This is a genomic window from Kitasatospora sp. NPDC087861 (genome assembly GCF_044742585.1).
Lineage (GTDB): Bacteria > Actinomycetota > Actinomycetes > Streptomycetales > Streptomycetaceae > Kitasatospora.
On sequence record NZ_JBIUUS010000016.1, the window covers coordinates 43,470 to 69,145 of the forward strand.

18 protein-coding genes and 1 pseudogene are annotated in these 25,676 nt (G+C 72.0%); 16 read left to right on the plus strand and 3 right to left on the minus strand.

The features are described from left to right. Window positions 1-261: 261 nt before the first annotated feature. Together ACIOJE_RS22545 and ACIOJE_RS22550 are read right to left on the minus strand one after the other, a co-directional pair. A complete protein-coding gene (locus ACIOJE_RS22545; protein ID WP_400778221.1) occupies window positions 262-1,032 on the minus strand; it encodes a hypothetical protein in 771 nt (256 codons plus the stop codon). Next, window positions 1,016-1,477: pseudogene (locus tag ACIOJE_RS22550) on the minus strand (hypothetical protein); the annotation flags it as partial. The gene ACIOJE_RS22545 and the pseudogene ACIOJE_RS22550, both read right to left, overlap by 17 nt. A 364-nt stretch (window positions 1,478-1,841) precedes the next feature. On the opposite strand from ACIOJE_RS22550, the gene ACIOJE_RS22555 reads away from it, so the two are divergent. The 5 genes from ACIOJE_RS22555 (at window position 1,842) to ACIOJE_RS22575 (ending at window position 7,494) form a co-directional block, all read left to right on the plus strand. Continuing rightward, a complete protein-coding gene (locus ACIOJE_RS22555) occupies window positions 1,842-2,630 on the plus strand; it encodes a response regulator transcription factor (RefSeq protein ID WP_400778224.1) in 789 nt (262 codons plus the stop codon). A gap of 12 nt (window positions 2,631-2,642) precedes the next feature. Beyond that, on the plus strand, window positions 2,643-4,154 hold the full coding sequence (locus ACIOJE_RS22560; RefSeq protein ID WP_400778227.1) for a sensor histidine kinase: 1,512 nt from the start codon (window positions 2,643-2,645) through the stop codon (window positions 4,152-4,154). 174 nt (window positions 4,155-4,328) lie between these two features. After that, the gene (locus ACIOJE_RS22565; protein ID WP_400778229.1) at window positions 4,329-5,276 is read left to right on the plus strand and encodes an LAETG motif-containing sortase-dependent surface protein; all 948 of its coding nucleotides are present in this window, start codon (window positions 4,329-4,331) and stop codon (window positions 5,274-5,276) included. A gap of 252 nt (window positions 5,277-5,528) precedes the next feature. Continuing rightward, entirely contained in the window at window positions 5,529-6,140 is a 612-nt protein-coding gene (locus tag ACIOJE_RS22570) for a Uma2 family endonuclease (protein ID WP_280673972.1), read from the plus strand. Further along, window positions 6,133-7,494, plus strand: a complete 1,362-nt coding sequence (locus tag ACIOJE_RS22575; RefSeq protein WP_280673973.1) for an EF-hand domain-containing protein — start codon at window positions 6,133-6,135, stop codon at window positions 7,492-7,494. Before ACIOJE_RS22570 ends, ACIOJE_RS22575 begins: the two co-directional genes overlap by 8 nt. Before the next feature lie 3 nt (window positions 7,495-7,497). Here ACIOJE_RS22575 and ACIOJE_RS22580 read toward each other — a convergent pair whose 3' ends face one another. Continuing rightward, window positions 7,498-8,286, minus strand: a complete 789-nt coding sequence (locus tag ACIOJE_RS22580; RefSeq protein WP_400778234.1) for a nucleotidyltransferase domain-containing protein — start codon at window positions 8,284-8,286, stop codon at window positions 7,498-7,500. Between the two features lie 475 nt (window positions 8,287-8,761). On the opposite strand from ACIOJE_RS22580, the gene ACIOJE_RS22585 reads away from it, so the two are divergent. The 11 genes from ACIOJE_RS22585 (at window position 8,762) to pstA (ending at window position 25,676) form a co-directional block, all read left to right on the plus strand. Then, window positions 8,762-10,306, plus strand: a complete 1,545-nt coding sequence (locus ACIOJE_RS22585) for a cytochrome ubiquinol oxidase subunit I (RefSeq protein ID WP_400778236.1) — start codon at window positions 8,762-8,764, stop codon at window positions 10,304-10,306. A 19-nt stretch (window positions 10,307-10,325) separates the two neighbouring features. Continuing rightward, entirely contained in the window at window positions 10,326-11,351 is a 1,026-nt protein-coding gene (cydB, locus tag ACIOJE_RS22590) for a cytochrome d ubiquinol oxidase subunit II (protein WP_280673976.1), read from the plus strand. Window positions 11,352-11,355: 4 nt separating this feature from the next. Then, the gene (gene cydD / locus ACIOJE_RS22595) at window positions 11,356-14,865 is read left to right on the plus strand and encodes a thiol reductant ABC exporter subunit CydD (protein ID WP_400778240.1); all 3,510 of its coding nucleotides are present in this window, start codon (window positions 11,356-11,358) and stop codon (window positions 14,863-14,865) included. A gap of 85 nt (window positions 14,866-14,950) precedes the next feature. Further along, a complete protein-coding gene (locus tag ACIOJE_RS22600; RefSeq protein WP_400778243.1) occupies window positions 14,951-16,765 on the plus strand; it encodes a GAF domain-containing protein in 1,815 nt (604 codons plus the stop codon). A gap of 275 nt (window positions 16,766-17,040) precedes the next feature. Next, window positions 17,041-17,340, plus strand: a complete 300-nt coding sequence (locus ACIOJE_RS22605) for a hypothetical protein (RefSeq protein WP_400778246.1) — start codon at window positions 17,041-17,043, stop codon at window positions 17,338-17,340. Next, on the plus strand, window positions 17,330-17,734 hold the full coding sequence (locus ACIOJE_RS22610; RefSeq protein WP_400778249.1) for a hypothetical protein: 405 nt from the start codon (window positions 17,330-17,332) through the stop codon (window positions 17,732-17,734). The genes ACIOJE_RS22605 and ACIOJE_RS22610 overlap by 11 nt, the downstream gene beginning before the upstream one ends. A 322-nt stretch (window positions 17,735-18,056) precedes the next feature. After that, on the plus strand, window positions 18,057-19,097 hold the full coding sequence (locus ACIOJE_RS22615) for a PstS family phosphate ABC transporter substrate-binding protein (protein WP_280673980.1): 1,041 nt from the start codon (window positions 18,057-18,059) through the stop codon (window positions 19,095-19,097). A gap of 350 nt (window positions 19,098-19,447) precedes the next feature. Further along, window positions 19,448-20,032: a hypothetical protein gene (locus ACIOJE_RS22620; RefSeq protein ID WP_400778252.1), complete on the plus strand. Its 585-nt coding sequence runs from the start codon at window positions 19,448-19,450 to the stop codon at window positions 20,030-20,032. A 231-nt stretch (window positions 20,033-20,263) separates the two neighbouring features. Further along, complete coding sequence (locus ACIOJE_RS22625) at window positions 20,264-22,930, plus strand: hypothetical protein (RefSeq protein ID WP_400778255.1); 2,667 nt, start codon at window positions 20,264-20,266, stop codon at window positions 22,928-22,930. 375 nt (window positions 22,931-23,305) lie between these two features. Further along, the gene (pstC, locus tag ACIOJE_RS22630; protein ID WP_280673983.1) at window positions 23,306-24,337 is read left to right on the plus strand and encodes a phosphate ABC transporter permease subunit PstC; all 1,032 of its coding nucleotides are present in this window, start codon (window positions 23,306-23,308) and stop codon (window positions 24,335-24,337) included. Window positions 24,338-24,380: 43 nt separating this feature from the next. Continuing rightward, a complete protein-coding gene (pstA, locus tag ACIOJE_RS22635; RefSeq protein WP_400778259.1) occupies window positions 24,381-25,676 on the plus strand; it encodes a phosphate ABC transporter permease PstA in 1,296 nt (431 codons plus the stop codon).

Here is a 25,676-nt window from a genome sequence, read left to right on the forward strand (position 1 = left end):
GGTTCGCTGCCCGGGCGGTGACAACCGCCGTGACCAGGCGAGGCAGGTGACAACAATCTCGACCACTTGGTGACAGCTAGCGCGACCACGGCGAGGCGAACGCGCAGGTCGTAGGGCGCCCCGGGTGACAACTACCTCGACCAGTCACAATGTGAATCTCTTGCCCTGTCATGGCCGGCTTGGGAAACCTCATGACGACACCGAGCGATCGAGGGGGCAATGGTGGACCTGACAGGGCTTGTGGGTCACAAGCCCTCAAGGTCAGGCCGGCGGCATCAGATCGCTCTCGCTGATGGTGTACGTCAGCAGGGGGTAGATGAAGTCCGTTTCCTTGTTCTCTCGGCGCCGTAGTTGGTAGAACTCGCGCCTCTGCTCATCGTCGGCCGGCATGAGGCGCGCACCCTGCGGGAGGTGTGCATGTCCGTCGTGAAACCGGACGAAGGTCTTTGACGTTCGAAAGGTTATGCCCAGCCATTGGTTATCCGCCGTCTGGACGGGTTTGTCTGCCACGATCTTGTGCCTGAGTCGCCGATTCGAGTCGACAGAAAACGCGACGATACTGTGGTGGGAGAGGGGGATCTCGAACTTCTCGCCACCGGACCCCTTCGATTCGAAGATCAGCTTCCTCGGCGAGCTCGCTTCGGGATGTTGGTAGCAGGAGAAGACGGCGATGAACGACTCGTCGGCCAGATCGAGGGCCTGGTCGGAATGGCTGCCCATGGTCGTGTAAGCGTTCGTGTAGGTCTCGATGAGGGCGTTGTTGAAGCCGACCGAAAGCGCCGCACGTTCCTGAATCTGGTGCGCCAGTCGTTCGTGGACCGCCCGGAAGCGCTGCGGCGGGCTGCTGTATCGAGTGGTGGTACGTACGAGAGGCACGTCGTCCGCCTCGTCGATCTTGGTGAGCGTGGCGCCTCGCCGGCCCTTTCCCACGTCTTCCAGGAGAGTCGATGCGGACAGCTCCGCAAAGAGGTTCCCCTCGGTCGGCAGAGTGTACGAGAGGATCTCATCCGAGATCCTAGGCTCGGGGGGCACTGTAGTCTCCCGTGTTCATGCTGAAGGGAAATTCGTCGCCGTAGTCAATGAAGGACGAGGTCCTGTTCTCCTCGGCGTACAGCCTGCGCAGCTCGTTCATGCCGGCCGGTGTGGGTGGCCCCAGCCGCACCAGATCTCCGGCCGCTTTGAGGAACGTGTGGCCGTTCTTGTGAACGGCTTCGGCGCTCGAACAGCGCACCACGTATCCCAGGCGGGTCGGGAGCAATTCGGCGGCCAATGTCGAGGGCCGGATTTCATGCGTGTACAGGCGGTTGGTGGACAGCGGCATGAAGAAAACGGAGCCGGGGTGGAGCGTCAGGGTGAACTGCGGGGGGAGCGCGATCCCGTCGCGTCGCTCGGTCGGCTCCTTGAGGCGGAAGTGGAGTTTGGTCAGCCCGCTGGCACCCTTCACGCCGTAGTCGAAGGTGTCTTCGGCCAGGGGCTGCGCGGGAACGTCATGCTCAAGATGCCCGCCGGCGACTACCAGCCCGGCCAGCACGGCTGATCGACCGACACGGCCGCCTGACCGAAGCCCCACGCCCCCCCACACCCCCCACGTACAACCCCGCTAGGGAGAGAGACCATGAACCTCGCGCTGTGGATCGTCGCCGGACTGCTGGCCTCCACGTCCCGGCCGTCGACGCTCACCGGGCGCCCCGTCCGTGCGCACACCACCCAGCCCACGCCGGAGGGCTTGTCACCCCAAAACCGACCGATAAGGTGTTAATCCAACATTCATCCATGCCGCATAGCCTCCGGGGGCTAGCCTCATGCTGAACGCCATCGTCCGACCGGGAGGCAGAACCCCCGTGCAAGGCACTGTCACCACACCAGGCGGGCCCACGGTGGCCGGCGGCCCGGGCGAGGCCTTCCTCCTCGTCGTGGACGACGAGCCCAACATCCGCGAACTGCTCGCCGCCTCGCTGCGCTTCTCCGGCTTCCGGGTCGCCTCCGCCGCCAGCGGCACCGAGGCGCTCGACCTGATCGCCGCCGAACGCCCCGACCTCGTCGTCCTCGACGTGATGCTCCCCGACCTCGACGGCTTCACCGTCGTCGAGAAGCTGCGCGAGCGGACCAGCCGCGGCCAGATCGCCGGGCCCGCGCACGGCCACCCCGGCGACCACCTCCCGGTGCTCTTCCTCACCGCCAAGGACGGCGTCGGCGACAAGGTCCAGGGCCTCGCCGCCGGCGCCGACGACTACGTCACCAAGCCGTTCAGCCTGGAGGAGCTGATCGCCCGGATCCGCGCGATCCTGCGCCGCTCCGGCGGGCCCGCCGAGGACGGCCGGCTGATCGTCGCCGACCTCAGCCTCGACCCGGTCGCCCACGAGGTCACCCGCGCCGGCGTCCCCGTCGCGCTGTCCCCGACCGAGTTCAAGCTGCTGCACTACCTGATGGCCAACGTCGGCCGGGTCGTCTCCAAGGCGCAGATCCTCGACCACGTCTGGGCCTACGACTTCGGCGGTGACCTCTCCATCGTCGAGTCCTACATCTCCTACCTGCGCCGCAAGCTCGACTCCGGCCCGGCCCACGGCCCCAAGCTGATCCACACCGTGCGCGGCATCGGCTACGCGCTGCGCCGCCCCCCGCAGGGCTGACCGGTCCGCCCCGTGTTCGCCCGGTTCTCCCCCTTCCGGCTGTCCCTGCGCGCCCGGCTGCTGGTGCTCGCGCTCGTGCTGGTCACCACCGGGCTGGCGGTCAGCGACACCGTCGTGCTCGGCACCGTCCGGATGCAGCTGGTCGAGCAACTCGACGAGCAGCTCCAGCGGTACGGGCTGCCGCTGTCCCGCAAGGGCCCGGTGCGGGTCGGCACCCCGGACGCCGGGCGGCCCGCCGTCACCGCCAAGCGCAGCACCCTGCCCAGCCAGTACCTGGTCCAGTACCTCTCCTCGGACGGCAAGGTGCAGGCCGTCATGCGCCAGCCCGTCTCGGACACCGACCCGGCGCCCCAACTGGCCGGACTCGACCCGACCCGCACCGCCCCCGACGTCCCCTTCGACCTGCCCGACCAGCGCGGCCACCACAGTTGGCGGGTGCTCGTCCTGCCGCTCCAGGCGCCCCGGACCGCCGCCGCGAACCCCAGCGAGTACGCCTCGCCGGCCACCACCGCGACCTACGTCATGGTGGCCGTCTCCCGCGAGGACATCGACGCCACCATCGGCAGGCTGCGCTCCTCCTTCCTGGCGATCGGCGGCGCCGTCCTGGTGCTGATCGCCGCGCTCGGCTTCTTCGCCGTCCGGGCCGGACTGCGGCCACTGCGGCGGATCGAGGCGGGAGCCGCGCGGATCGCCGCCGGCGAACTCTCCCACCGGATGCCGGAACTCTCCCCCGGCACCGAGGTCGGGCGGCTGTCCATCGCGCTCAACGGCATGCTCACCCAGATCGAGGCCGCCTTCGCCGCCCGTGCCGAATCCGAGGCCCGGATGCGGCGGTTCGTCGCCGACGCCTCGCACGAGCTGCGCACCCCGCTCGCCGGGATCCGCGGCTTCACCGAGCTCTACCGGATGGGCGCGCTGCCCACCGACGCGGACGTCAAGCGCACCATGACCCGGATCGAGAGCGAGGCCGTCCGGATGGGCGCCCTGGTCGAGGACCTGCTGGTGCTCGCCCGGCTCGACGAGGAGCGCCCGCTCGACCTCGCCCCGATGGACCTGCGCACCCTCGCGGCGGACGCGCTGCACGACCTCACCGCCCTCGACCCGACCCGGCCGGTCGCGCTCACCGGCCCGTCCGGCACCGGCGCCCCCGGCGCGGCCCCGGTCCTCGGCGACGAGGCCCGGCTCCGCCAGGTGGTCACCAACCTGGTCGGCAACGCGGTCAAGCACACCCCGCCCGGCACCCCGGTGCGGATCGGGGTCGGCGGCGCGGGCGGCGTCTGCCTGCTGGAGGTCGCCGACGCCGGACCGGGCCTCACCGAGGGGCAGGCACAGCGGGTCTTCGACCGCTTCTACCGGGTCGACGCCTCGCGCAGCCGGCACGACGGCGGCGGCGCCGGACTCGGCCTCGCCATCGCCACCGCGCTCACCCGCGCGCACGGCGGCACCCTCACCCTGGACACCGTCCCCGGTGCGGGCGCCACGTTCCGGGTCGAACTGCCCACCAACGGTGACCGGGTTTCGTAAAGTCATTGTCGACTCGTCAATTCCCTTGCTGACCAGGCAATAAGAGGCGCTTTTCCTTGCCGGAAGTCGGCATGGAGAGTAAAGAATCCGTGTGCCTATGATCATCCCCGTCGGGCCGTCAACCACCGCCCGGCACACGGCTTTTGCTTTCCTACCGACCCGAAAGGGGTCATCGTGAAACTCCGCCGTACGCTGGTCTCGGCCGCCCTCGTCGCCGCCGTGATCTCGCCCGCAGCCATGCTCTCCGCGGCACCCGCCTTCGCGGAGTCGGCTCCGGCGGCCCAGAACGACACCGGCTCGATCGCCGCCCTGGAGAAGGCCGCCGCCGACGCGGCCAAGGCCTACCAGGCTGCCGTCGCCGCCGAGGCCGCCGGGCAGGCCGAGGTCAAGGCCTTCATGGACAACCCGCAGCCCTACCTCGGCAAGCTCCAGGAGGCCCAGGCCGCCGCCAAGACGGCCGCCGCGGCCCACGAGAAGACCTACAACGAAGCCGTGGAGGCCTCGGCCGCGTACCGCTCCGCGAAGCCGGAGGAGTTGGAAGCGGCCAGGGTGCGGATGCTGGCGGCGTTCGACGCCGCCAACGCCGCCACCGACGCGGACACCAAGGCCAAGGCCGCCGCGACCGCCGCCGGCACGGCACTGGACGACGCCAAGGTCGCGGTGCTGCGCAAGCTCGCCGCGCAGCAGGAGGCCACCAAGACCGCGGCCGCCGCGAAGGCCACCGCGGACAAGGCCCTCGCCGACGCCAAGGCCGCCGCCGAGAAGCCGGTCGAGAAGCCGAGCGAGAAGCCGGTCGAGCAGCCCGCCCCGGCCCCGACCGAGAAGCCGGTTGAGCAGCCCGCCGCCGTCACCCCGGTCTCGGACACCACCGCGACCACCACCACCAACACCACCAACAACACCAACACCGGCACCGGCACCAAGGCGACCACCGCGAGCACCCAGGCCAAGTCGACGACCGCCACCACGGCCAAGGCGACCACCGGCTCGTCCACCGAACTCGCCGAGACCGGTTCCACCCCGGCCACCCCGTACCTCGCCCTCGGCTCCGGCCTCGCCATCAGCCTCGGCGCCGCCGCCCTCTACGTCTCCCGCCGCAAGCCGGCCCGCTCCACCTCCTGACCCACCCGGCTCCTGACCCACCCGGTTCGCGCCCGCTCGGGAGGAGGCCGCGAACCCCACAGCACCCCGCACCGCAGGGCAGGCCCCCTCCCGGCCCGCCCTGCGGTTTCGCGTCTCCGGGCCCGAAACGCCCCGATCGGGTGAACCCGTCGCCGTTCACCCGGTCGGCCCCCCGGTCGTGTGCGACCGTGCTGCCGTTGCTTGTGCGGGCTCGCGCAGGCTGATCACACTGGACGGGAAAGAGGTGTCCCAATGAGCGTGCTCGTCGCCGAGAGGACCGTCGTGAACCTGGACCAGCAGTTGTGGCAGGCGTGGAAGTCCATGGATGTGCCCGAGGGCTTCCGAGCGGAGATCATCGAGGGGACGATCACGTTGTCACCCACCGGCAGCAGCCGCCATTTCGATGTCAACAACCGGGTCTTGGAAGATCTGTTCGTTCACCTGCGCGGCGGTGACTGGAGGCCGGGAAACGACTGCAATGTCATCGACGGGTTCAAGGTGCTCATCCCCGACGTGTTCGTCGCCCGGAGGGACATCGAGGAGATCGACCATCCGGAGGGCAAGGGCCTGCTTGCTTCCGGTGTCACTCTTGTCGTCGAGACCGTCTCGCCTGGCGCTGAGAACCGCCGCCGCGACCACGTCCTCAAACACCGTGCCTACGCCGCCGCCGGCATTCCGGTGTATGTGATCATCGACGACTACGACGACGGCGGTGCCGTGACCGTCCTCAGCGGTCCGGACCCCGAGCGCGGGTCGTACGCCTCCTCGACCCGGGTCCCGTACGGCGAGGAGGCCGTGATCCCGGAGGGCCCCGCGAAGGGGTTCGTGGTCGGGCCCGGGATCACCGGCGAGCGCCGTGGCTGACCCGGTGGTGTCGTTCCGGCGGGATCTGTCCGAGTGGCGGATCGCGCTGGTCGCCTGGCGGCTGCTGGTGCTGCAGGCGGCGGATCCGGTGGTGGGGGCCGGGATGGCGGAGCACTCGACGTACCAGGCGCATCCGTGGCGGCGGGTGGAGCACACGCTGGGGAGCGGGCGGCGGCTGTTCTACCAGGACGCGGAGGCGCTGCGGCGGGAGGTCGCGCGGCTGGACCGGGCGCACAAGCGGATCCGCGGGACGGCGCCGGACGGGCGGTCGTACGACGCCAGGGACGCGGCGACCAGGGCGTGGGTACTGCTGACGCTCTTCGAGTGCGTGGCCGCCATGCGGCGGCTGGGCGGGGACCCGTACGACGCGGCGCAACTGGAGCTGGCGTACGAGGAGTTCACCAGTACGGTCGCGGCCTTCGACCTGCCCGAGAGTGAACTGCCGGGCAGCGTGGCCGAGTTGCCGGACTACTTCGCCCGGATGGCGCGCGAGCGGCTGGAGTTCACCGAGGCAGCGCGCTACCTGCTGTTCGACATCCTGCACGAGGCGCCGCGGCCGCGCCGGCTCTGGTTCCTCGGCGACGCCGGCTGGCGGCTGGTGCGGGCGGTGGTGGCCCGGGTGATCACCGCGCTGACGGTGGCGGACCTGCCGCCGGCGGTGCGGGAGCGGTTCGGGTTGGTCCGGACGCGGCGGGCCGCGCTGCTGTCCTGGCTGCTGCACCGCGGCGCCGGTGCCGCCGTGCCCCTGCTGCCGGACCGGCTGCGCTACCGCTCCCCGGAGCAGCACGGCCCGTCCCGCTGGCGTCCGCCGCGCCGGGACACCCGCGAACCCCGGCTCGACCGCTTCTTCCGCGAGGTGCTGGACCAGACCGGCGACGGCTTCATCACCGTGCACGACCTGCGGGCGATGGCGCACAACGTGTGCTGGCAGCTGGACCTGGACGAGGCCGCCGAGGCCCGGGTGTACGAGGCCTTCGACGGCTGGTGGGAGCAGCTGCGCGTGGCCATGGACGCCAACGGGGACGGCCAGGTCAGCCGGGAGGAGTTCGTGGCGGCCACCCTCGCCGGCTGCGACCGCGACCCGGCCTACCTGGAGCAGGGGTTGCTGCCCGCACTACGGGCCGTGTTCACCGCCGCGGACACCGACGGCAGCGGCTTCCTGGAGGCCGACGAGTACCGGGCGGTGTTCGGCGGGCCGCGCGTCCACCCGGCCGAACTCTCCCACGGGTTCCGCCAGTTGGATGTGGACGGGGACGGCCGGATCACCATGGAGGAGTTCCTGCACGGCTTCACCGAGTTCTTCACCGCCCGCGCCGACTCCACCCCGGGAAGCCAACTCCTCGGCCGGGCTTAGTGGTTACTCCTCCCGCAGCGCCGCCACGGTGTCGGCGACCAGGGTGCGGGCCTCGGCGACGGTGGCGGTCAGGGCCGCGGGCCCGGCGCCGAGGCCCGACAGCAGGGCCCCGGCGCGCCGGGCGAACCAGGGCGGGGTGGCGGGCAGGGCGCCCTTCTCGTTGAGGCACCAGCGCCGGGCGTCCGCGTGCAGGGCCTGGACCAGCACGCCGACGGCGCGGGAGAGGCAGAGCGCGACGTACAGGACGTCCCCGGCGGCGGCGCCCTTGGCCGCTCCCGCGGTGAGGAACTCGGCCTCCCAGGTGGCCCCGGTGAGCGCCGTCCGCAGCGCCTCCGGGTAGACCGCCATGGTGGCCCGGAGCCTGGTGAGTTCGCCGCTCGGGTCGGCGAGGACCTGCCCGAGGGCGAGCTCCCCGGCGTAGCAGGGGGACCAGAAGTCGAGCGGGTGCCCGGCCTGGATGCCGACCTCGTAGCGGCCCTCCCGGCAGTCCGCCCAGACCCGCCCGACCCGGTCCAGGTCGCGCAGGATCCAGTCGACGGCGGTGCCGTCCACGGTGAGCCAGGCGCCGCCGTCGACCCACGGGCCCCAGCCACCGGGCCCGGCCACCTCGACGTCCGGCCCGGCCAGCGTGCGCAGGGCGGCGAGGTCGAGGCGGCCCCGGTAGTAGACGCCCAGGTCCCAGTCGGAGTCGGGCCGGTGCTCGCCGCGGGCCCGGCTGCCGCCGAGCGCCACGCCGACCACGCCGGGGACCCGCACCAGCCGCTCGGCCATGTCCGCGATGATCGTCCGCATGCGGCCGAGTCTGGCACGGCCGGACGGCCGCCCGCCCGGAATTACCGCCGCCCGCCGCCGCCCGCCGATACCCGAACCGGCCCCGCCGCCAGGCCTGTTGGCGGCTCGACCGGAGACCCGGCCGTACGGGAGCCGCTGACACCCAGGCCCTGGTTGTTCTGCCCCGCCCCTGACTGTTCTGCCCAGCTCAGCCCTGTCAAGCGCCGGTTCGTCCAAGATCGCGCCCGCGGCTGCCCGGCCGTTCGTTGTCGCCGGGGCGGGTGGCTCCGCAGACTGTGCGCACCGTCACGCACCGCATCGCCGGCGAAACCCACCCCGCCCTCGATTCATCCGTAAGCATGATGGATACTGCTCCTTGTGAACGTGTTCACGTTCACAAGCGGACAAGCTTGCGTGGTTAGGCAGCGGTCTACGGCTTTAGATGAAGTTTGTCCGGAATGTGCCCTGAAATGGGGCAGGTTGGAGAGAGGGCGACGTGGAACTGGCAATCGCTCACGAGACCATCGCGCGATGGCAATTCGGCATCACCACCGTCTACCACTTCCTCTTCGTGCCGCTCACCATCAGCCTGGCCGCGATCGTGGCCGGGCTGGAGACCGCCTGGGTGCGGACGAACAAGGAGAAGTACTTCCACGCCACCAAGTTCTGGGGGAAGCTCTTCCTGATCAACATCGCGATGGGCGTGGTCACCGGCATCGTCCAGGAATTCCAGTTCGGCATGAACTGGTCCGACTACTCCCGCTTCGTCGGTGACGTCTTCGGTGCCCCGCTCGCGATGGAGGCGCTGATCGCCTTCTTCTTCGAGTCCACCTTCATCGGCCTGTGGATCTTCGGCTGGGACAAGCTGCCGAAGAAGCTGCACTGCGCCTGCATGTGGATGGTCGCCCTCGGCACCGTGCTCTCCGCCTACTTCATCCTGGCGGCCAACTCCTGGATGCAGCACCCGGTCGGCTACTCGATCGACCCGGCCACCGGCAAGGCCCAGCTCACCGACATCGCCAAGGTGCTGTTCCAGAACACCACCCTCACCGTCGTGGCGCACACCCTGACCGCCGCCTTCCTCACCGGCGCGGCCTTCATGGTCGGCATCGCCTCCTTCCACCTCTGGAAGGCCAAGCGCAGGCCGGAGAGCGCCGACCCCAAGAAGACCGCCGTGATGCGCACCTCGCTGCGGCTCGGCCTGGTGCTCGCCGTGGTCTTCGGCGCCGGCACCGCGCTCAGCGGCGACTCGCTCGCCAAGGTGATGTTCGAGCAGCAGCCGATGAAGATGGCCGCCGCCGAGGCCCTGTGGGACACCCAGTCGCCGGCGCCGTTCTCGATCTTCGCGGTCGGCGACGTCAGCAAGGGCCACAACTCGGTCGAGCTGGAGATCCCCGGGATACTCTCCTTCCTCGCCCACAGCGACTTCAACTCCTCCGTCCCCGGCATCAACGACACCGCGGCCGCCGAGGCCGCCAAGTTCGGCGGGGACCCCAAGGACTACATCCCGAGCATCTTCGTCACCTACTGGGGCTTCCGCCTCATGATCGGCTTCGGGATGACCTCCTTCGTGGCCGGCCTGATCGGGCTCTGGACCACCCGGCGCAAGAAGTTCCTGCACCCCGAGTTCCGCACCGGCGAGACCGAGGTGCCCCGGCTGATGCTCACCCCCCGGCGGGAGCTGGGCCCGTTCCTCACCAAGTGGAGCTGGCGGATCGGCATCCTGACCATGGGCTTCCCGCTGATCGCCAACAGCTTCGGCTGGATCTTCACCGAGATGGGCCGTCAACCCTGGGCCGTCTTCGGTCTGATGACCACCGCCAGCGCGGTCTCCCCCAACGTGAGCGTCGGCACCCAGATCGGCGCGCTGACCACCTTCACCCTGCTGTACGCGATCCTCGCCGTCGTCGAGGTCCGGCTGCTGGTCAAGTACGCCAAGGCCGGTCCGGTGGTGACGGAGCAGCCGCCCGCCAAGGACCCGTCCCTGCGCGGACCGTCCTCGGACGACGACGCCGACAAGCCTCTCGCCTTCGCCTACTGAGGACCACAGGGGATCTGACATGCAACTCCACGACGTCTGGTTCGTACTGATCGCGGTCCTGTGGATCGGCTACTTCTTCCTGGAGGGCTTCGACTTCGGAATCGGCATCCTGACCAAGCCGCTCGCCCGCAACACCGCCGAGCGGCGGGTGCTGATCAACACCATCGGCCCGGTCTGGGACGGCAACGAGGTCTGGCTGCTGACCGCCGGCGGCGCCACCTTCGCGGCCTTCCCGGACTGGTACGCGACCCTGTTCAGCGGCTTCTACATCCCGCTGCTGATCATCCTGGTCTGCCTGATCGTGCGCGGCGTGGCCTTCGAGTACCGGGCCAAGCGCGACGGCGCGCGCTGGCAGCGCAACTGGGAGGAGGCCATCTTCTGGACCTCGCTGCTCCCGGCCTTCCTGTGGGGCGTGGCCTTCGCCAACATCGTGCGCGGCGTCGACATCGACGCGCAGAAGAACTACGTCGGCACCTTCTGGGACCTGCTCAACCCGTACGCGCTCCTCGGCGGCCTGGTGACGCTCAGCCTGTTCACCTTCCACGGCGCGGTGTTCGCGGCGCTCAAGACGGTCGGCGGGATCCGTGACCGGGCCCGGGCGACCGCCCTGCGGGTGGGCGTGGTGTCCGCGGTGCTGGCGCTGGCCTTCCTGTGCTGGACGCAGGCCGACAACGGCAACGGCCGCAGCCTGGCCGCCCTGGTCATCGCCGTGCTGGCCCTGGTCGGCGCGCTGGCGGCCAACCAACTCGGCCGCGAGGGCTGGGCGTTCATCCTCTCCGGGGCGACCATCGTCGCCGCCGTCGCGATGCTCTTCCTGGCGCTCTTCCCGAACGTCATGCCGTCCACCCTCAACGAGGGCTGGAGCCTGACGGTGAGCAACGCGGCCTCCTCGCCGTACACGCTGAAGCTGATGACCATCGTGGCCGCGGTGTTCACCCCGCTCGTGCTGCTCTACCAGGGCTGGACGTACTGGGTGTTCCGCAAGCGCATCGGCGTCCAGCACATCCCCGGGCACGACCCGGCCGCCGCGCTCGACCAGGCCTGACGCCGTGCAGCCGGTCGACCCCCGACTCCTCGGGTACGCCCGCACCACCCGTGCCTTCCTCGCCGGATCGGTCCTGCTCGGCGGGGCGGGCGCGGCCCTGGTGGTCGCCCAGGCGAGTCTGATCGCCGAGATCGTCGTCCGCGCCTTCCAGCGCCAGGCGACCCTCGGCGAGCTGACCACGCCACTGCTGCTGCTCGCCCTGACGGCCGTCGGGCGCGGGCTGGTCGGCTGGCTCACCGAACTCACCGCGCACCGATCCGTCGCCCGGGTGAAGTCCACCCTGCGGCGCCGGCTGCTCGACCACGCCACCGCGCTCGGCCCGGCCTACCTGGCGGGCCGGCGCACCGGCGAACTCACCACCCTCGCCACCCGCGGCGTCGACGCCCTCGACGACTACTTCGCCCGCTACCTGCCGCAGTTGGCGCTCGCCGTGGTCGTCCCGGTGATCGTCCTGCTGCGGATCGTCGGCGCCGACTTCACCTCGGCCGCGATCATCGCCGGGACGCTCCCGCTGATCCCGCTGTTCATGGTGCTGATCGGGATGGCCACCCAGTCCCGGATGGACCGGCAGTGGGACACCCTGTCCCGGCTCTCGCACCACTTCTTGGACGTGGTCGCCGGGCTGCCGACCCTCAAGGTGTTCAACCGGGCCCGCGCCCAGGCCGCCACCATCGCCCGGATCACCGCCGACTACCGCCGGGCCACCCTGCGCACCCTGCGGATCGCCTTCATCTCCTCCTTCGCGCTGGAACTGCTCTCCACCCTGTCGGTCGCGCTGGTCGCGGTCACCGTCGGCTTCCGGCTGGTCGACGGCACGCTCGACCTGGAGACCGGGCTGCTGATCCTGGTCCTCGCCCCCGAGGTGTACGTTCCGATCCGCCAGGTCGGCGCGCTCTACCACTCCAGCGTGGAGGGGCTGACCGCCGCCGACGAGATCTTCCAGGTGCTGGAGACCCCGCTGCCCGCCGCCGGCACGGTGCCCGCGCCCGCCCTCGCCGGGGCGGTCGTCGCCGTCTCCGACCTGGTCGTGCGACACCCCGGGCGGACCGAACCCGCGCTGGACGGCGCCGCGCTGACCCTGCGCCCGGGCGCCACCACCGCCCTCACCGGCCCGAGCGGGGCCGGCAAGTCCACCCTGCTCGCCGTCCTGCTCGGGCTCACCGACCCCGACGCCGGCACCGTCCGGATCACCGCCGCCGACGGGCGGACGTACGACCTGGCCGAACTGGAGCCGGAGAGCTGGCGGCGGCAGATCGCCTGGGTGCCGCAGCACCCGCACCTGTTCGCCGGGACGGTCGCCGAGAACCTGCGGCTCTACCGCCCGCAGGCCACCGACGAGCAGCTGTGGACGGCGCTGCGGGCCGCGCACGCGCTCGACTTCGTCAGCCGGCTGGACGCGCCGCTCGGCGAGGACGGCGCCGGGCTCTCGGCCGGCCAGCGGCAGCGGCTCGCGCTCGCCCGGGTCCTGCTCGCCGACGACCGGCCGCTGATCCTGCTCGACGAGCCGACCGCGAGCCTGGACGGCGCCTCCGAGGCCGCCGTGGTGGACGCCGTCCGGGCCCTCGCCGAGGACCCGGCGCGCACCGTGCTGATCGTCGCGCACCGGCCGGCGCTGCTGGCCGTCGCCGACCAGCGGGTCCGGCTGGCGGGCGCCGCCGCGCCGGCCGCCGCTCCCGTCGAGCGGCTCTCGCACAGCGGGCGGCCGACGCCCGCCCCCGCCGAGGCGGAGGACGAGCCCGCGGCGGCCGCCGCCACCCCCCGGCTGGCGCTGTCGGTCCTGCTCGGCGCGCTCGCCCTCGGCTGCGCCGTCGCGCTGATGGCCACCTCCGGCTACCTGATCTCCCGGGCCTCCGAGATGCCGCCGGTGCTCTACCTGATGATGGCCGTCACCTCGGTGCGGGCCTTCGGCATCGGCCGCAGCGTCTTCCGCTACGCGGAGCGGCTGGTCTCGCACGACGCCGTGCTGCGCACCCTCGGCACCCTGCGGGCCGCCGTCTACCGGCGGCTGACCGTGCTCGCCCCGGCCGGGCTGCCCGCCTTCCGGCGCGGCGACCTGCTCTCCAGACTGGTCGCCGACGTCGACGCGATCCAGGACCACCACCTGCGCTGGCGGCTGCCGGCCGCCGTGGCGGGCGTGGTCTCGCTGGTCGCGACGGTCGCGCTGGGCGCCTTCCTGCCCGCCGCCGGGGTCGTGCTCGGGCTCGGGCTGCTGCTCGCGGGCGCGGTGGTGCCCGCGCTGGCCGCCCGCTGGTCGGCCGGCGCCGAACGGCGGCAGGCCCCGGCGCGCGGGCGGCTCGCCACCACCGTCGTGGACGCCTTCACCGGCACCGCCGAACTCACCGTGGCCGGCGCGCTGCCCGGCCGGCTGGCCGCCGTCCGCACCGCCGACGCCGCGCTCACCCGGCTGGCCGCCCGCTCGGCCGCCACCACCGCGCTCGGCACCGGGTTGATCGCGCTGCTCACCGGGCTGACCGTGACCGCCGCGGCGGCCGTCGGCATCCAGGGGGTGCGCGGCGGGGCGCTGGCGCCGGTCTGCCTGGCGCTGGTCGTGCTCACGCCGCTGGCCGCCTTCGAGGCCGTCACGGGGATGCCGCTGGCCGTCCAGGCCCGCCAGCGCAGCCGGGCCGCGCAGGCCCGGCTCGACGAGGTGCTGGCTGCCGAAACCCTGGTGGCCGAGCCTTCGGATCCCGTGGCGCTGCCCGAGCGGCCGCTGCCGATCGCGGTGCGCGGGCTGACCGTCCGGCACCCCGGGCAGGCCGTGGACGCGCTGGCCGAGGTGGACCTCGACCTCGCCCCCGGCCGCCGGATCGCCGTGGTCGGCCCGTCCGGCTCCGGCAAGACCACCCTGGCCCAGGCGCTGCTGCGGTTCCTGGAGCCGGGCGCGGGCGACGTCACCTTCGCCGCGGACCGTCCACAGGCTGTGGACAGTCGCTCGCTCGCGGGCGAGGACGTCCGCCGGGTGATCGGGCTGTGCGCGCAGGACGCCCACGTCTTCGACAGCTCGCTGCGGGAGAACCTGCGGCTGGCCCGGCCGGGCGCCGCCGAGGACGAGCTGCGCGCCGCGCTCGCCGGGGCCCGGCTGCTGGACTGGACGCAGACCCTGCCCGACGGCCTGGACACCATGGTCGGCGAGCACGGCGCCCGGCTCTCCGGCGGCCAGCGGCAGCGGCTCGCGCTCGCCCGGGCACTGCTCGCGGACTTCCCGGTGCTCGTCCTGGACGAGCCCGCCGAACACCTCGACCTGCCCACCGCCGACGCGCTCACCGCCGACCTGCTGGCCGCCACCGAGGGCCGCACCACGGTGCTGATCACCCACCGGCTGGCCGGACTGGACGACACCACGGTCGACGAGGTGCTGGTGCTGGACGGCGGCCGGGTCGCCGAGCGCGGCCGCTGGTCGGAGCTGGTCGCGGACGAGGACGGGCGGCTGCACGCCATGTGGCGGCGGGAGCGGGCGGCGGACGGGCTGCTGGAGCCGGACGGCTTGCTGGAGCCGGTGGGCGCGGGGCGGTAGCCGCTTGCCGCGCGCCGTCCGCCGGTCGCTGGTCGCTGGTCGCGCCATCCTTCGGCTGAAAACCGTACAAACTAGGCTCTTCTTCATGGACCCCACGCCAGACCTCCCCTCCGCCCCCGAGCCGACACCCCACCGGGTGCCGGAGATCGCCTCGCTCGGGCTGGACACCCTGGTCACCGAGGTCGCGGAGCGCCTGCAGTCGGCCGCCGCGGTCACCGACCGGATGCAGCGGCTGCTGGAGGCGGTGGTCTCGATCGGTGCCGGGCTCGACCTGCACGCCACCCTGCACCGGATCGCCACCGGCGCCGCCGAACTGGTCGACGCCCGGTACGCGGCCCTCGGCGTGATCGCCCCCGGCGGCACCGGCCTGGCCGACTTCATCCACGTCGGCATCGACGACGAGACCGCCGCCGCGATCGGCGAGCTGCCCGCCGGGCGCGGCATCCTCGGCGCGCTCATCGACCGCCCCGAGCCGCTGCGGCTCAGCGAGCTCGGCGCGGACCCGCGCTCCTCCGGATTCCCGCCGCACCACCCGGAGATGAGGACCTTCCTCGGCGAACCGATCCGGGTCCGCGACGAGGTCTTCGGCAACCTCTACCTCACCGAGAAGAAGGGCGGCGGCGCCTTCACCCCCGAGGACGAGCAGGTGGTGCACGCGCTCGCCGCGGCGGCCGGCGTCGCGATCGAGAACTCCCGGCTGTACGAGGAGGGGCGGCGCCGGGAGCGCTGGATCGCCGGCGCCTCCGCCGTCACCACGGCACTGCTCTCCACCGACCAGGCCGAGACCGCGCTGACCGTCGCCGCCGAGCAGGTGCGGGAGCTGGCGGACGCCGCGCTCGGCATGATCCTGCTCCCGACCGAACCGACGGAACCCTCGGGGGACGACGGCGGGCAGATGCGGGTCGCCCACGCCTCCGGCGAGGCCGCCGAGTTCGTCCGGGGCGAACTGCTGCCCCAGGAGAGCTTCGCGGCCCGGCTGCTCTCGGGGGAGAGCGTCTACCTGGACGACATGTCCAGCGACCCGACCGTGATGATCCGGCTCGCCCGCGGCTTCGGCCCGTCCATGGCCGTCCCGATGGTCGCCGCCGGCCGGGTGCTCGGCGGGCTCTGCGTCTGGCGCCCGCGCGGCGCGCTGCCGTTCACCGACACCGAGAAGCAGCTCGCCGAGACCTTCGCCTCGCAGGCCGCGCTCGCCCTGCGGCTCGCCGAGGGCCAGCGCGACCAGCAGCGCCTGGCCGTCTTCCAGGACCGCGACCGGATCGCCCGCGACCTCCACGACCTGGTGATCCAGCGGCTGTTCGCCACCGGGATGATGCTGGAGAGCGCGGCCCGACGGTCGGTGGTGCCCGAGGTGAAGGTCGGCATCGGCAAGGCGGTGGACGAGCTGGACGCCACCATCCAGGAGGTCCGCACCACCATCTACGCCCTCCAGCACGACAACCACGGTGACACGCCGGACACCCTGCGCACCCGGGTGCTGCGGGAGGCCAGCCAGGCCGCGGCGGCGCTCGGCTTCAAGCCGTCGGTGAGCTTCGTCGGCCCGGTGGAGAGCCTGGTCGGCGAGAAGACCGGCCGTCAACTGCTCGCCGCACTCCGGGAGATGCTCTCCAACACGGCCCGGCACGCGCGGGCCTCCCGGGTCGGCGTGGAGATCGACGCGACCGCCCACCTGGACGACGGCGGCCGGCCGGTCAGCGGCGACCCGGACTCGCTGGACCGGGGCGGGCGGCCGGGCGTGCTGCTGACGGTGACCGACGACGGCGTCGGCATTCCGCCGGGCGGCCGGCGCAGCGGCCTGCGCAACCTGACCCGGCGGGCCGAGGCGCTCGGCGGCGACGCCTGGCACGAGGTCGGGCCGTACCGGAAGGGCGCGATGGTCCGCTGGACGGCCCGGCTCTGAGCCCCGGCCCCGATCGTCCTCTCGCAGCTGGCTGGTGAAAGTTAAACGAGGGAGAACTTCCCGACCAACAGCGCAAGTTGTGAACGTTCTGGGCTTTCGGCGGCTCAGTGTGCACACATAGCTTTGCTCCGGTCTCGGAGGGGTAACCGGACGGGGGAGCAGTGGACGCGTCTGGCCGCGGGAACACCGCAGCAGGGGTAAGTCGGGGCGGGTTCAGGACTGAGCGGGCCCCGGACGGGCGCTACCGCTGGCAGCTGAAGGCGCCGAACGGCCGAGTGGTGGCGATCACCCCGGCCATGTTCGAGACTCCCGGCGAGGCCGAGCGCGGCTTCGACGGGTTACGCGTCGGGGCCGCCGAGCTCACCGCGCGGATCACCCACGTCCGCGACGGCATCGGCTGGATCTGGGTCATCCCGGGTTCGCGCAGCCTCCCCGAAGTGCGCTCCAGCCGCGCGTACGAGCGGTACGCGACCTGCCAGAACGCCTTTCGCCGCTTCGTCGTGCTGCTCGCCAAACAGCCCCCGCGGGAACTGCCCGAGAGGGCCGTGTCGTTGAGACACACCGATGGCCGCTGAGCGGCGCGGCCCGCGGCTGCTGATCGTGCCCGCGGCCGACCGCTGTCTGGGCTGGGCCCTGCGCGCCGCCAACGGGCGGCCGCTCGGCGTCGGCGTGCGCACGTACCGGAGCGAGGACGAACTCGCCGAGGCGGTGCGGGAACTGATCATCGAACGGGCCGCCCTGCGGTGCTCGACGGGGCAGTCCGAGGGCCGGCAGTGGGTCTGGTCCGCCTACCTGCCGGTGCGCAGCACCCGGCCGGGGGCGGCCGACGCCGTCCCGGTCGCGCGCAGCGCGCGCGGGTACCTGCGGCGCGACCAGTGCCAGGCGGGGATCGAGGGGTTCCTGGCCGGATTGCAGTGGGTGGGGCAGGAGTTGCGGCGCAGCGGGCGGGACGTCCGCTGGCCGCTGTGAGGCGACCGGGGCGTTCGTGCTCTTCCGGTGAAGCGAAGGTTTCCGGCACCCCCCCGAGCCGCCTCCTGGAGAAGAACGTCGACCGGGTTCGGACACCGGGTTGTGCCCCTGTCACGTGCGCACTGACCAGTGCCTAAACCTCGTCGAACCGATGAGTCGACATTCCCGGGCCGGTCTCGACCACCCTTCCGGCGCAACCTCCCGGCCAGACAGGATCAGCACTGCCGGACCGGGCCGCAGCGGAGGCGGTCCCCCGGCCCCGGGCTCCCCATCAGGGCCCGGGTAACGCGATGCAGGTCTCTCCCACCGGAGGAACAAGAACATGCGTAAGACCGCTGCCAAGCTTCTCGCCGCCGCCGCGCTGGCGACCTCCCTCGCCACCGTCGCCTCGGGCTCGGCCGTCGCCGACCCGGCCGCCGGTGTCACCCCGGCCGCCCAGGACATCGTGGGTGTCGGCTCGGACACCATCCAGGTTCTGCTGAACCAGTTCTCGGCCGACTACAACGCCTCCCTGGGCGCCGGTTCCACCGCGCCGCACCTGTACAGCTGGGACGCGACCGGCACCTCGCCGATCACCACCAAGACCGGTGCCACCTCGATCGCCCGCCCGAACGGCTCCGGCGCCGGCATCAAGGCCCTGGTCGCCAACACCAGCGCGACCGTGGACTTCGCCCGCTCCTCGCGCGGCCCGGCGGCGACCGACGCCCACGGCCTGGACTTCGTCGCGCTCGCCAAGGACGCCGTCACCTGGTCCGCCCCGAGCACCGGCAACGCCCCGGCGCAGCTGACCTCGGCGCAGCTGACCGCGATCTACAACTGCACCACCACCAACTGGACCCAGATCAACGCGAGCCTGCCGAACGCCACCATCAAGCCGTTCCTGCCGCAGGCCGACTCCGGCACGCGCTCCTTCTTCCTGGGCGCGATCGGCGTGACCACCCCCGGCGCCTGCGTCACCACCGGCCCGGAGGAGAACGAGGGCACCGACGCCAACCTGACCGACCCGAACGTCGTCTTCCCCTACTCCGTCGCCCACTACCTCGGCCAGACCGTCGGCGGCCACGGCACGGCGACCGACGCCCCCGGCAGCCTGACCCTGCGCAACATCGTGGTCAACGGCGCCACCCTGACCCCGATCACCAACAACGTGATCAACACCAAGTTCGCCAACTCCTCCTTCGGCCGCGTGGTCTACAACGTGGTCCGCGACACCGAGTGGACGGCGACCGACGCGCACGGCCAGGCGCTCCAGGCGATCTTCGGCTCCAACGGCTGGATCTGCAACGACCCGGTCGCCGCCGCCGACCTGGCGAGCTACGGCTTCCTGGCCACCCCGGCCTGCGGTGTCGCCACCCTCACCTGATTCACCCCGCACCATCCGGCGGCCACGGGCTTCGCGCCCGTGGCCGCCGGCCCACCGGCAGGGCGTCCCGAAGGGAACGGGCCGGCTGAGGAACCCGCCGGCCCCCGACCCCAACGCCCACCTGCTGCCGACCGCGGCCCGCGGTGTCGCCACCCGCACCTGAGACCACGGGGCACCCCGCGGCCCACCGTCGCCGCCGACCCGGCGGGACGCGGAATCTCGCGCTGCCCACCTGTGGCTCCGTACCGCACCCCTGAACCACGGATCCGGCTCCGGCCGGACCCGTCGGCCGGTCCTCGGACCGGTGCTCCACCCTCAGCGCGAAACCTTCCTCTCCCAAGGAGACCAGCATGTCCCGTACCACCGGTCGGTTCCTCGCCGGCGGCGTCGCGGTCGTCCTCGCCGTCACCGCCTTCAGCGGCGTGGCCGCGGCCGACACCGCTCCCGCCCCCACCGGCAGCGCCGTGGTGACCGAGAACAACACCTTCCTCCAGGCCGCGGCGAGCAACGGCGTGTTCATCGTTCCGCTGCCGAACGCCGGCGTTTCCTACGACACCACCGCGGGCCTGTCGACGAGCCTCCCGGTGACCGGCGGCAGCGTCAACCTGCGCGGCTACTACGGCAACGCGACGCTCGGTGGCAGCCTGCTGTTCGTCGACGTCTTCACCGGTAAGAGCGTGCTCTTCAAGCAGCTCGCGTTCAGCGCCGACGACTGGCGCCTCACCGGTGTGCCGGACGGCGCCACCGACCCGGTCCTGCTGTTCAAGCCGGCCGGCCTGCAGCGGACCGAGCAGAGCGGTACCACGCAGTCCCTGACCGCGTCCGCCCTCACCGTGGACGCCTCGGGCGCGCAGTTCCTCGACGGCAAGCTGAACACCGCCTTCTTCACGAACGGTCAGGCGGTCGGTTCCTTCACGCTGACCGTCAACGGCTGAGCACCGCCCACCGGTTGGTCCAGGCCCGTGCCGACAGGCACGGGCCTGTTTTCCCGTGGTGGCGTCAACTCTGCGACCGAGGTGCCGCGTTGTGGTCTCGTACACGCGCGCGACCGGATCCGGCCATCTGCGGCTGGCCGAATGGACGGGTACCGGAATCGTTGGCCGCTCGATGCCTGATCCCCTGCGCCGCGTCTCCCGGCGGCGCGCAATCGCACGGAGGTGCCCGCCATGAGAGTCCGACCGCCCGACCGGAGACCTTCGGGCCGGTGGCGCCGCCGACTGCCCGCTCTCGCGATGGTGTGGTCGTCGGTGGTCGCGATCGGCGTGCTGCCGATCGGCCTGGGGGCGCTGCCGCAGGCCGTGGCGGAGGACTCCGCCGTCACGGTGCCGGGGCCCAAGGTGTGGCAGCCGAACGACGGCGTGTACGGCCCCGCGGGGAGCGTGAGCGTCGCGCAGACCAGGAACCTGGTCAACCAGGTGGTCCACGTCAGCTGGAAGGGGTTCACCCCGACCTCGGACGCCAACGGCGATCCCTGGCTGAACGGGCCGGCACCGCGTAGCGAGCAGCCCTTCTACCAGGTGCGGGTGTACCAGTGCCGGGGCACCGACCCCAAGGTCACCGACTGCTACGACAGCACTCTGTACAACGCCGACGCGGCGGCGGGCTTCCAGCAGAAGACGCCCGCCCCGGGGACGACCTTCCCCGACTACCCGTCGAACATGGTCGTCTCGGTCACGGGCGCGGACGGTTCGGGCTTCGCGGACATCGAGCTCTACACGTCCGACCAGAGCCCCACCCTGCGCTGCGACGACAAGCACCCGTGTTCGCTGGTCGTCGAGCCCAACTACGGTGGCGACTCCATCGCTTGGGCGGACAAGACCCGCAAGGGCGTCCTCGGCTGCGACAACCACAGCCTGGACCTGGACTTCGGCATGGCGTCCGACCTGAAGCTCAACGGCACCATCAACCGCTACACGAACATGAAGACGTCCGAGCAGTGCTCCTGGGAGCGCCGCGCGGTGGTGCCGTTGGAGTTCGCCCCCACGGCGGCGGCCTGTCCGGACCAGCACGCGGCCTTCAGGGTGGCCGGACTCGAACCGGCCAAGCGGGCGATGGCGCAGTGGCAGGCCGGGCTGTGCCAGGGCACCGAGCCGATGTCGCTCACGTACGGCTTCGCGAACGGCGACGCGCAGGCCCGCACGGACTTCCTGTCGGGCAGCGGCGACATGGCGCTGGCGTCCCGGCCGGACACCCAGGCGCCGCCACCCCGCCCGTACGTGTACGCGCCGATCGCGACCTCGGGAATCTCCGTGGTGTTCGTCGTGGACGACCCGAACACCGGTCGGCAGATCAGGAGCATGAAGCTCAACGCGCGGTTGCTGGCCAAGCTGCTCACACAGTCCTACGCCTCGCCCGGCGCCGCGATCCCGTCGGTGAAGGGCAACCCGATCTGCATCTTCGACGACCCGGAGTTCCAGAAGCTGAACCCGCTGCCCTCGGACGGCACGGTCTCCTGGCCCACGGGCTGCCTCTCCAACAACACCACCCCGACGGTGTTCGGCGGGACGGCGGACATGACGTACCAGCTGACGTCGTGGATCGCCGCGGACCCCGACGCGGTGCGCTTCCTGGACGGCGAGTCCGACCCGTGGGGCATGCACGTGGACAGCTTCTACCTGCGCCCCGCCTTCTCCGGCTACCCGACCGACTCCCTCGTCCGGCAGGACTCCTCGGGGATCCCGGACGCGACGGAGGACGCCAAGCGCAACTGGAAGCAGTTCGAGTGGAACCCGATCTCGACCGGGCTGAACGACGTGGTGCGCAAGGTGCTGTGGAACCAGCCCAACTGCGTCAACGGGGACACGAAGTCGGACGGCTCGCACGACCTGTGCCCGCCGCTCAAGATCGGGAAGCGGACCCTGTTCGCGATCATGGACACCGGTGAGGCGAAGGCCTACTCGCTGCCCGAGGCCCAACTGCTCAACCCGGCCGGCGGTTTCGTCTCACCGGACGGCCCGGGGTTCCAGGCGGCCGTCGCCGACATGACCGTCGACCAGGCCACCGGCGTGCAGTCCCTGCCGTACGGCGCGTCCGACTCGGCCCTCTCGCGTGACCAGAAGGCCTACCCGCTGACCGCCGTGCAGTACGCGATGCTCCCGACCAAGGACGTCGCGGCCGGCAAGGTGGCCGCGATGACCACGTTCATGCGCGCGGTGACCACCACCGGCCAGGTCTACGGGTACGAGCCCGGCCACCTCGCCCCCGGCTTCCTCGCCCTGACCGCCGCCCAGCGGACCCAGACCGCGGACGCGATCGGCCACCTGGCGGCGCAGGACGCCAAGCTGCCCGGCAACCAGGCCGCGCCGCCGAACCCGCCCGCGACCGGCGGTGACGGTTCGACGCCGGCCTCCGGTACGGGCGGTGGGCAGGGCGTCGCCTCGGTCAGCCAGGCCGGTGAGGGCGGGGCGTCCGGCGGGAGCGGGGCCGCGGCCGCCGGCGGGACCGGGGACCTGGCGTCCGGCGGGTCCGGCGGGGCCTCCACCGGCGGCCTGTCCGGCACCGGTACGGGCGCCGCGACCGGCGGTGCGGGTGCCGCGGCCGGTGGAGCGGGGGCGGCGGCCGGCGGAGCGGTGGCGGGTGCCGGTGCGGGTGCCAAGCCAGGTGCGGCGCCCGGCACGCCCGGCAAGTCGCTGTCCGCCGCGCCCGTCGCCGCCGGTACTCCGGCGTCCGACCGCTCCGGCGCCGCCCGGCTGCTGCTGCCCGTCGCGCTGATCGGCGGCCTGGTGCTGCTGGTCGGCGGTCCGGCGGCGCTCTTCCTGGGCGGGACGCCCGCCGGGGCGCGGGCGCTGGCGGAGGTGCGGAAGGGCTGGTCGCGGGTGCGCCGCCGGCCGTGACGGTCTGACGCGGTGACGCCACGGAATCACCGGAGCACGACTCGGCGGGGCCGCCGTTTCGGCCCCGCCGAGTCGTTTCCGCATGGGTGAAGTCGCTTGGAGTCAACGCGCGTTGCGTCCGGAACGGAATCGGCCAATGGTCCGACCATGCGTGAGCGAAGTCAAATACCGTCCACATCAAAGGACTTGGGTGAGAAACCCCAGCACGGACACGTCATTCTCCGGTCCGGTCCGGCCACCCGGAGTTCCCAACTCCGTTACCGAGTCGCCGCGTTGGGCCCTCGTACACACACACGACCCGATCCGGCCACCTGCGGCTGGCCGAATGGGTACGCACCGGATCCGTCCCCCGCACCCGAGCACGGAGAGCAGACCATGACATCCGCCGCCGAGCCCGCGGCACCGTACGCCGGGGTGCCAGGCCAACCCGACCACGGGCCCGACCGGGACGTCCCGCGCACCATCACCGCCCCCGCGACCCCGGGCGACCGGTTGTTCCGCGGGGTGCTGCGGGTGGCCGGGCTCTCGGTCTTCGCGATCATGGGGATGATCGCGTTCTTCCTGGTCCTGCGGGGCACGGACGCGCTGCGCGCGGTCGGCTGGTCCTTCCTGACCGAGCAGAAGTGGCAGACCGCCGCGCACAACTTCGGCATCGCGGCCGTCCTGCCGAACGGCCTGCTGATCGCCGTCATCGCCCTGGTGATCGCCGTCCCGGTCGCCCTCTTCACCGCGATCTTCATCTCCGAGTACGCGCCGGTCCGGTTGCGGGCGGCGCTGATCTCGCTGATCGACCTGATGGCGGCGATCCCCAGCATCATCTACGGCCTGTGGGGGCTGTTCTTCCTCCAGCCGCGCATCATCGGCTTCGTCCGCTGGCTGACCAACCACCTCGGCGACACGATCCCCTTCCTCAAGGTGCGCACCGGCGACATCGGTACCTCCTACACCTCCTCCACCTTCATCGCGGGCGTGGTCGTCGCGCTGATGATCATCCCGATCGTGACCTCGCTCAGCCGGGAGGTGTTCTCCCAGGCCCCGCAGGGCGAGCGGGAGGGCGCGTACGCGCTGGGCTCGACCCGGTGGGGGATGGTGCGCGCGGTGGTCCTGCCGTTCGGCAAGGGCGGGGTGATCGGCGCGATCATGCTGGGCTTCGGCCGGGCGATGGGGGAGACGATCGCGGTCGCGCTGATCATCTCGCCGAGTTTCAAGACCATCACGCACATCCTGGAGAACGGCGCCAACTCGATCTCGGCGCTCATCGCGCTGCGCTTCGGCGAGTCGGACGCGCTCTCGCTCTCCGCGCTGATGGCAGCCGGCCTGGTGCTGTTCGCGCTGACCCTACTGGTCAACGTGGCGGCCGGCTTCGTGATCAACCGGTCCCGCTCCGGGGCCTCCACCGCGGACTGAGGCGGCGTACCGACATGACCCACCGCGTCGAAGGGACGACCCGATGACCACGCTCGACCTGCCACCGGTCGCCGCGTCCGAGCCCGGAGGTCCGACGCCCCCCGGCTCCGCCGAGGTGCCCGCCGAGGCCGCGCCACCGCGCCCCCAGACCAAGGTGCGGCTCGGCGGTGTGACCCGCGAGGACGTGTTCACCGTGGCCGGCTCACTGGTCGGCTCGCTGGCGCTGAACTGGCTGCTGTACGAGCGGGTGCTGCCGTTCAGCGGCGCGTTCGGCTTCCTGGTCTGCTGGTACCTCCTGTTCCTGGCGGGCTACTTCGCGCTCGGCCGGCTCCAGTGGGGCAAGCTGATGGTGCGCGACCGGCTGGTGGCGGTGGCCTCCTGGAGCTCCGGGCTGCTGGTGGTCGCGCTGATCGTCGACCAGATCGGCTACGTGGCCAGCCGCGGCTACGAGGCGGCCCAGCACGTCAACTTCTTCACCGAGTCGATGGAGCAGACCGCCGCGCTCTCCCCGATCACCTCCGGCGGCGCGCTCAACGCGATCGTCGGCTCGCTCGAACAGCTGGGCCTGGCAACGCTGTTCGCGGTGCCCCTGGGCATCGCGGCGGCGATCTTCATGTCCGAGGTCGGCGGCCGGCTGGTGCGCCCGGTGCGGACGCTGGTCGAGGCGATGACCGCGCTGCCCTCCATCGTGGCCGGCCTGTTCATCCTCGGCGTCTTCATCATCACCTTCGGCTTCGAGAAGAGCGGCTTCGCGGCCTCGCTGGCGCTGACCGTGATGATGATGCCGATCGTCACCCGGGCCGCCGAGGTGGTCATCCGGCTGGTGCCCGGCACCCTGCGGGAGGCCTCGTACGCGCTCGGCGGCAGCCAGTGGCGCACGGTGTGGAACGTGGTGCTTCCCACCGCCCGGCCCGGTCTGGTGACGGCGGTGGTGCTCGGCATGGCGCGCGGCGTCGGCGAGACCTCGCCGGTCCTGCTGACCTCGGGCTTCACCTCGCAGTTCAACGCCGACCCGTTCCACGAGCACCAGGTGTCGCTGCCGCTGTACATCTGGAACTACGTCAAGCAGCCCTACCCCGAGATGGTCGCCCGCGCCTTCGCGGCCGGACTGACCCTGATGGTCCTGGTGCTGATCCTCTTCGTCACCGCGCGCGTGCTCGGCGGCCGCAAGCCGGGTGAGCTGACCAGGCGTCAGAAGCGCCGGATCGACCGGGAGGCGCGGCGCGCCGAGGCCGCCGCACGAGCCGCCCGGCCGTCCGGCACCGTCCGTCCGGCGACGGCGCGGACCGCGTCCGCTCACGCGTCGGCCACCGCCGGCCCACTCCCCGGGAACGGCTGA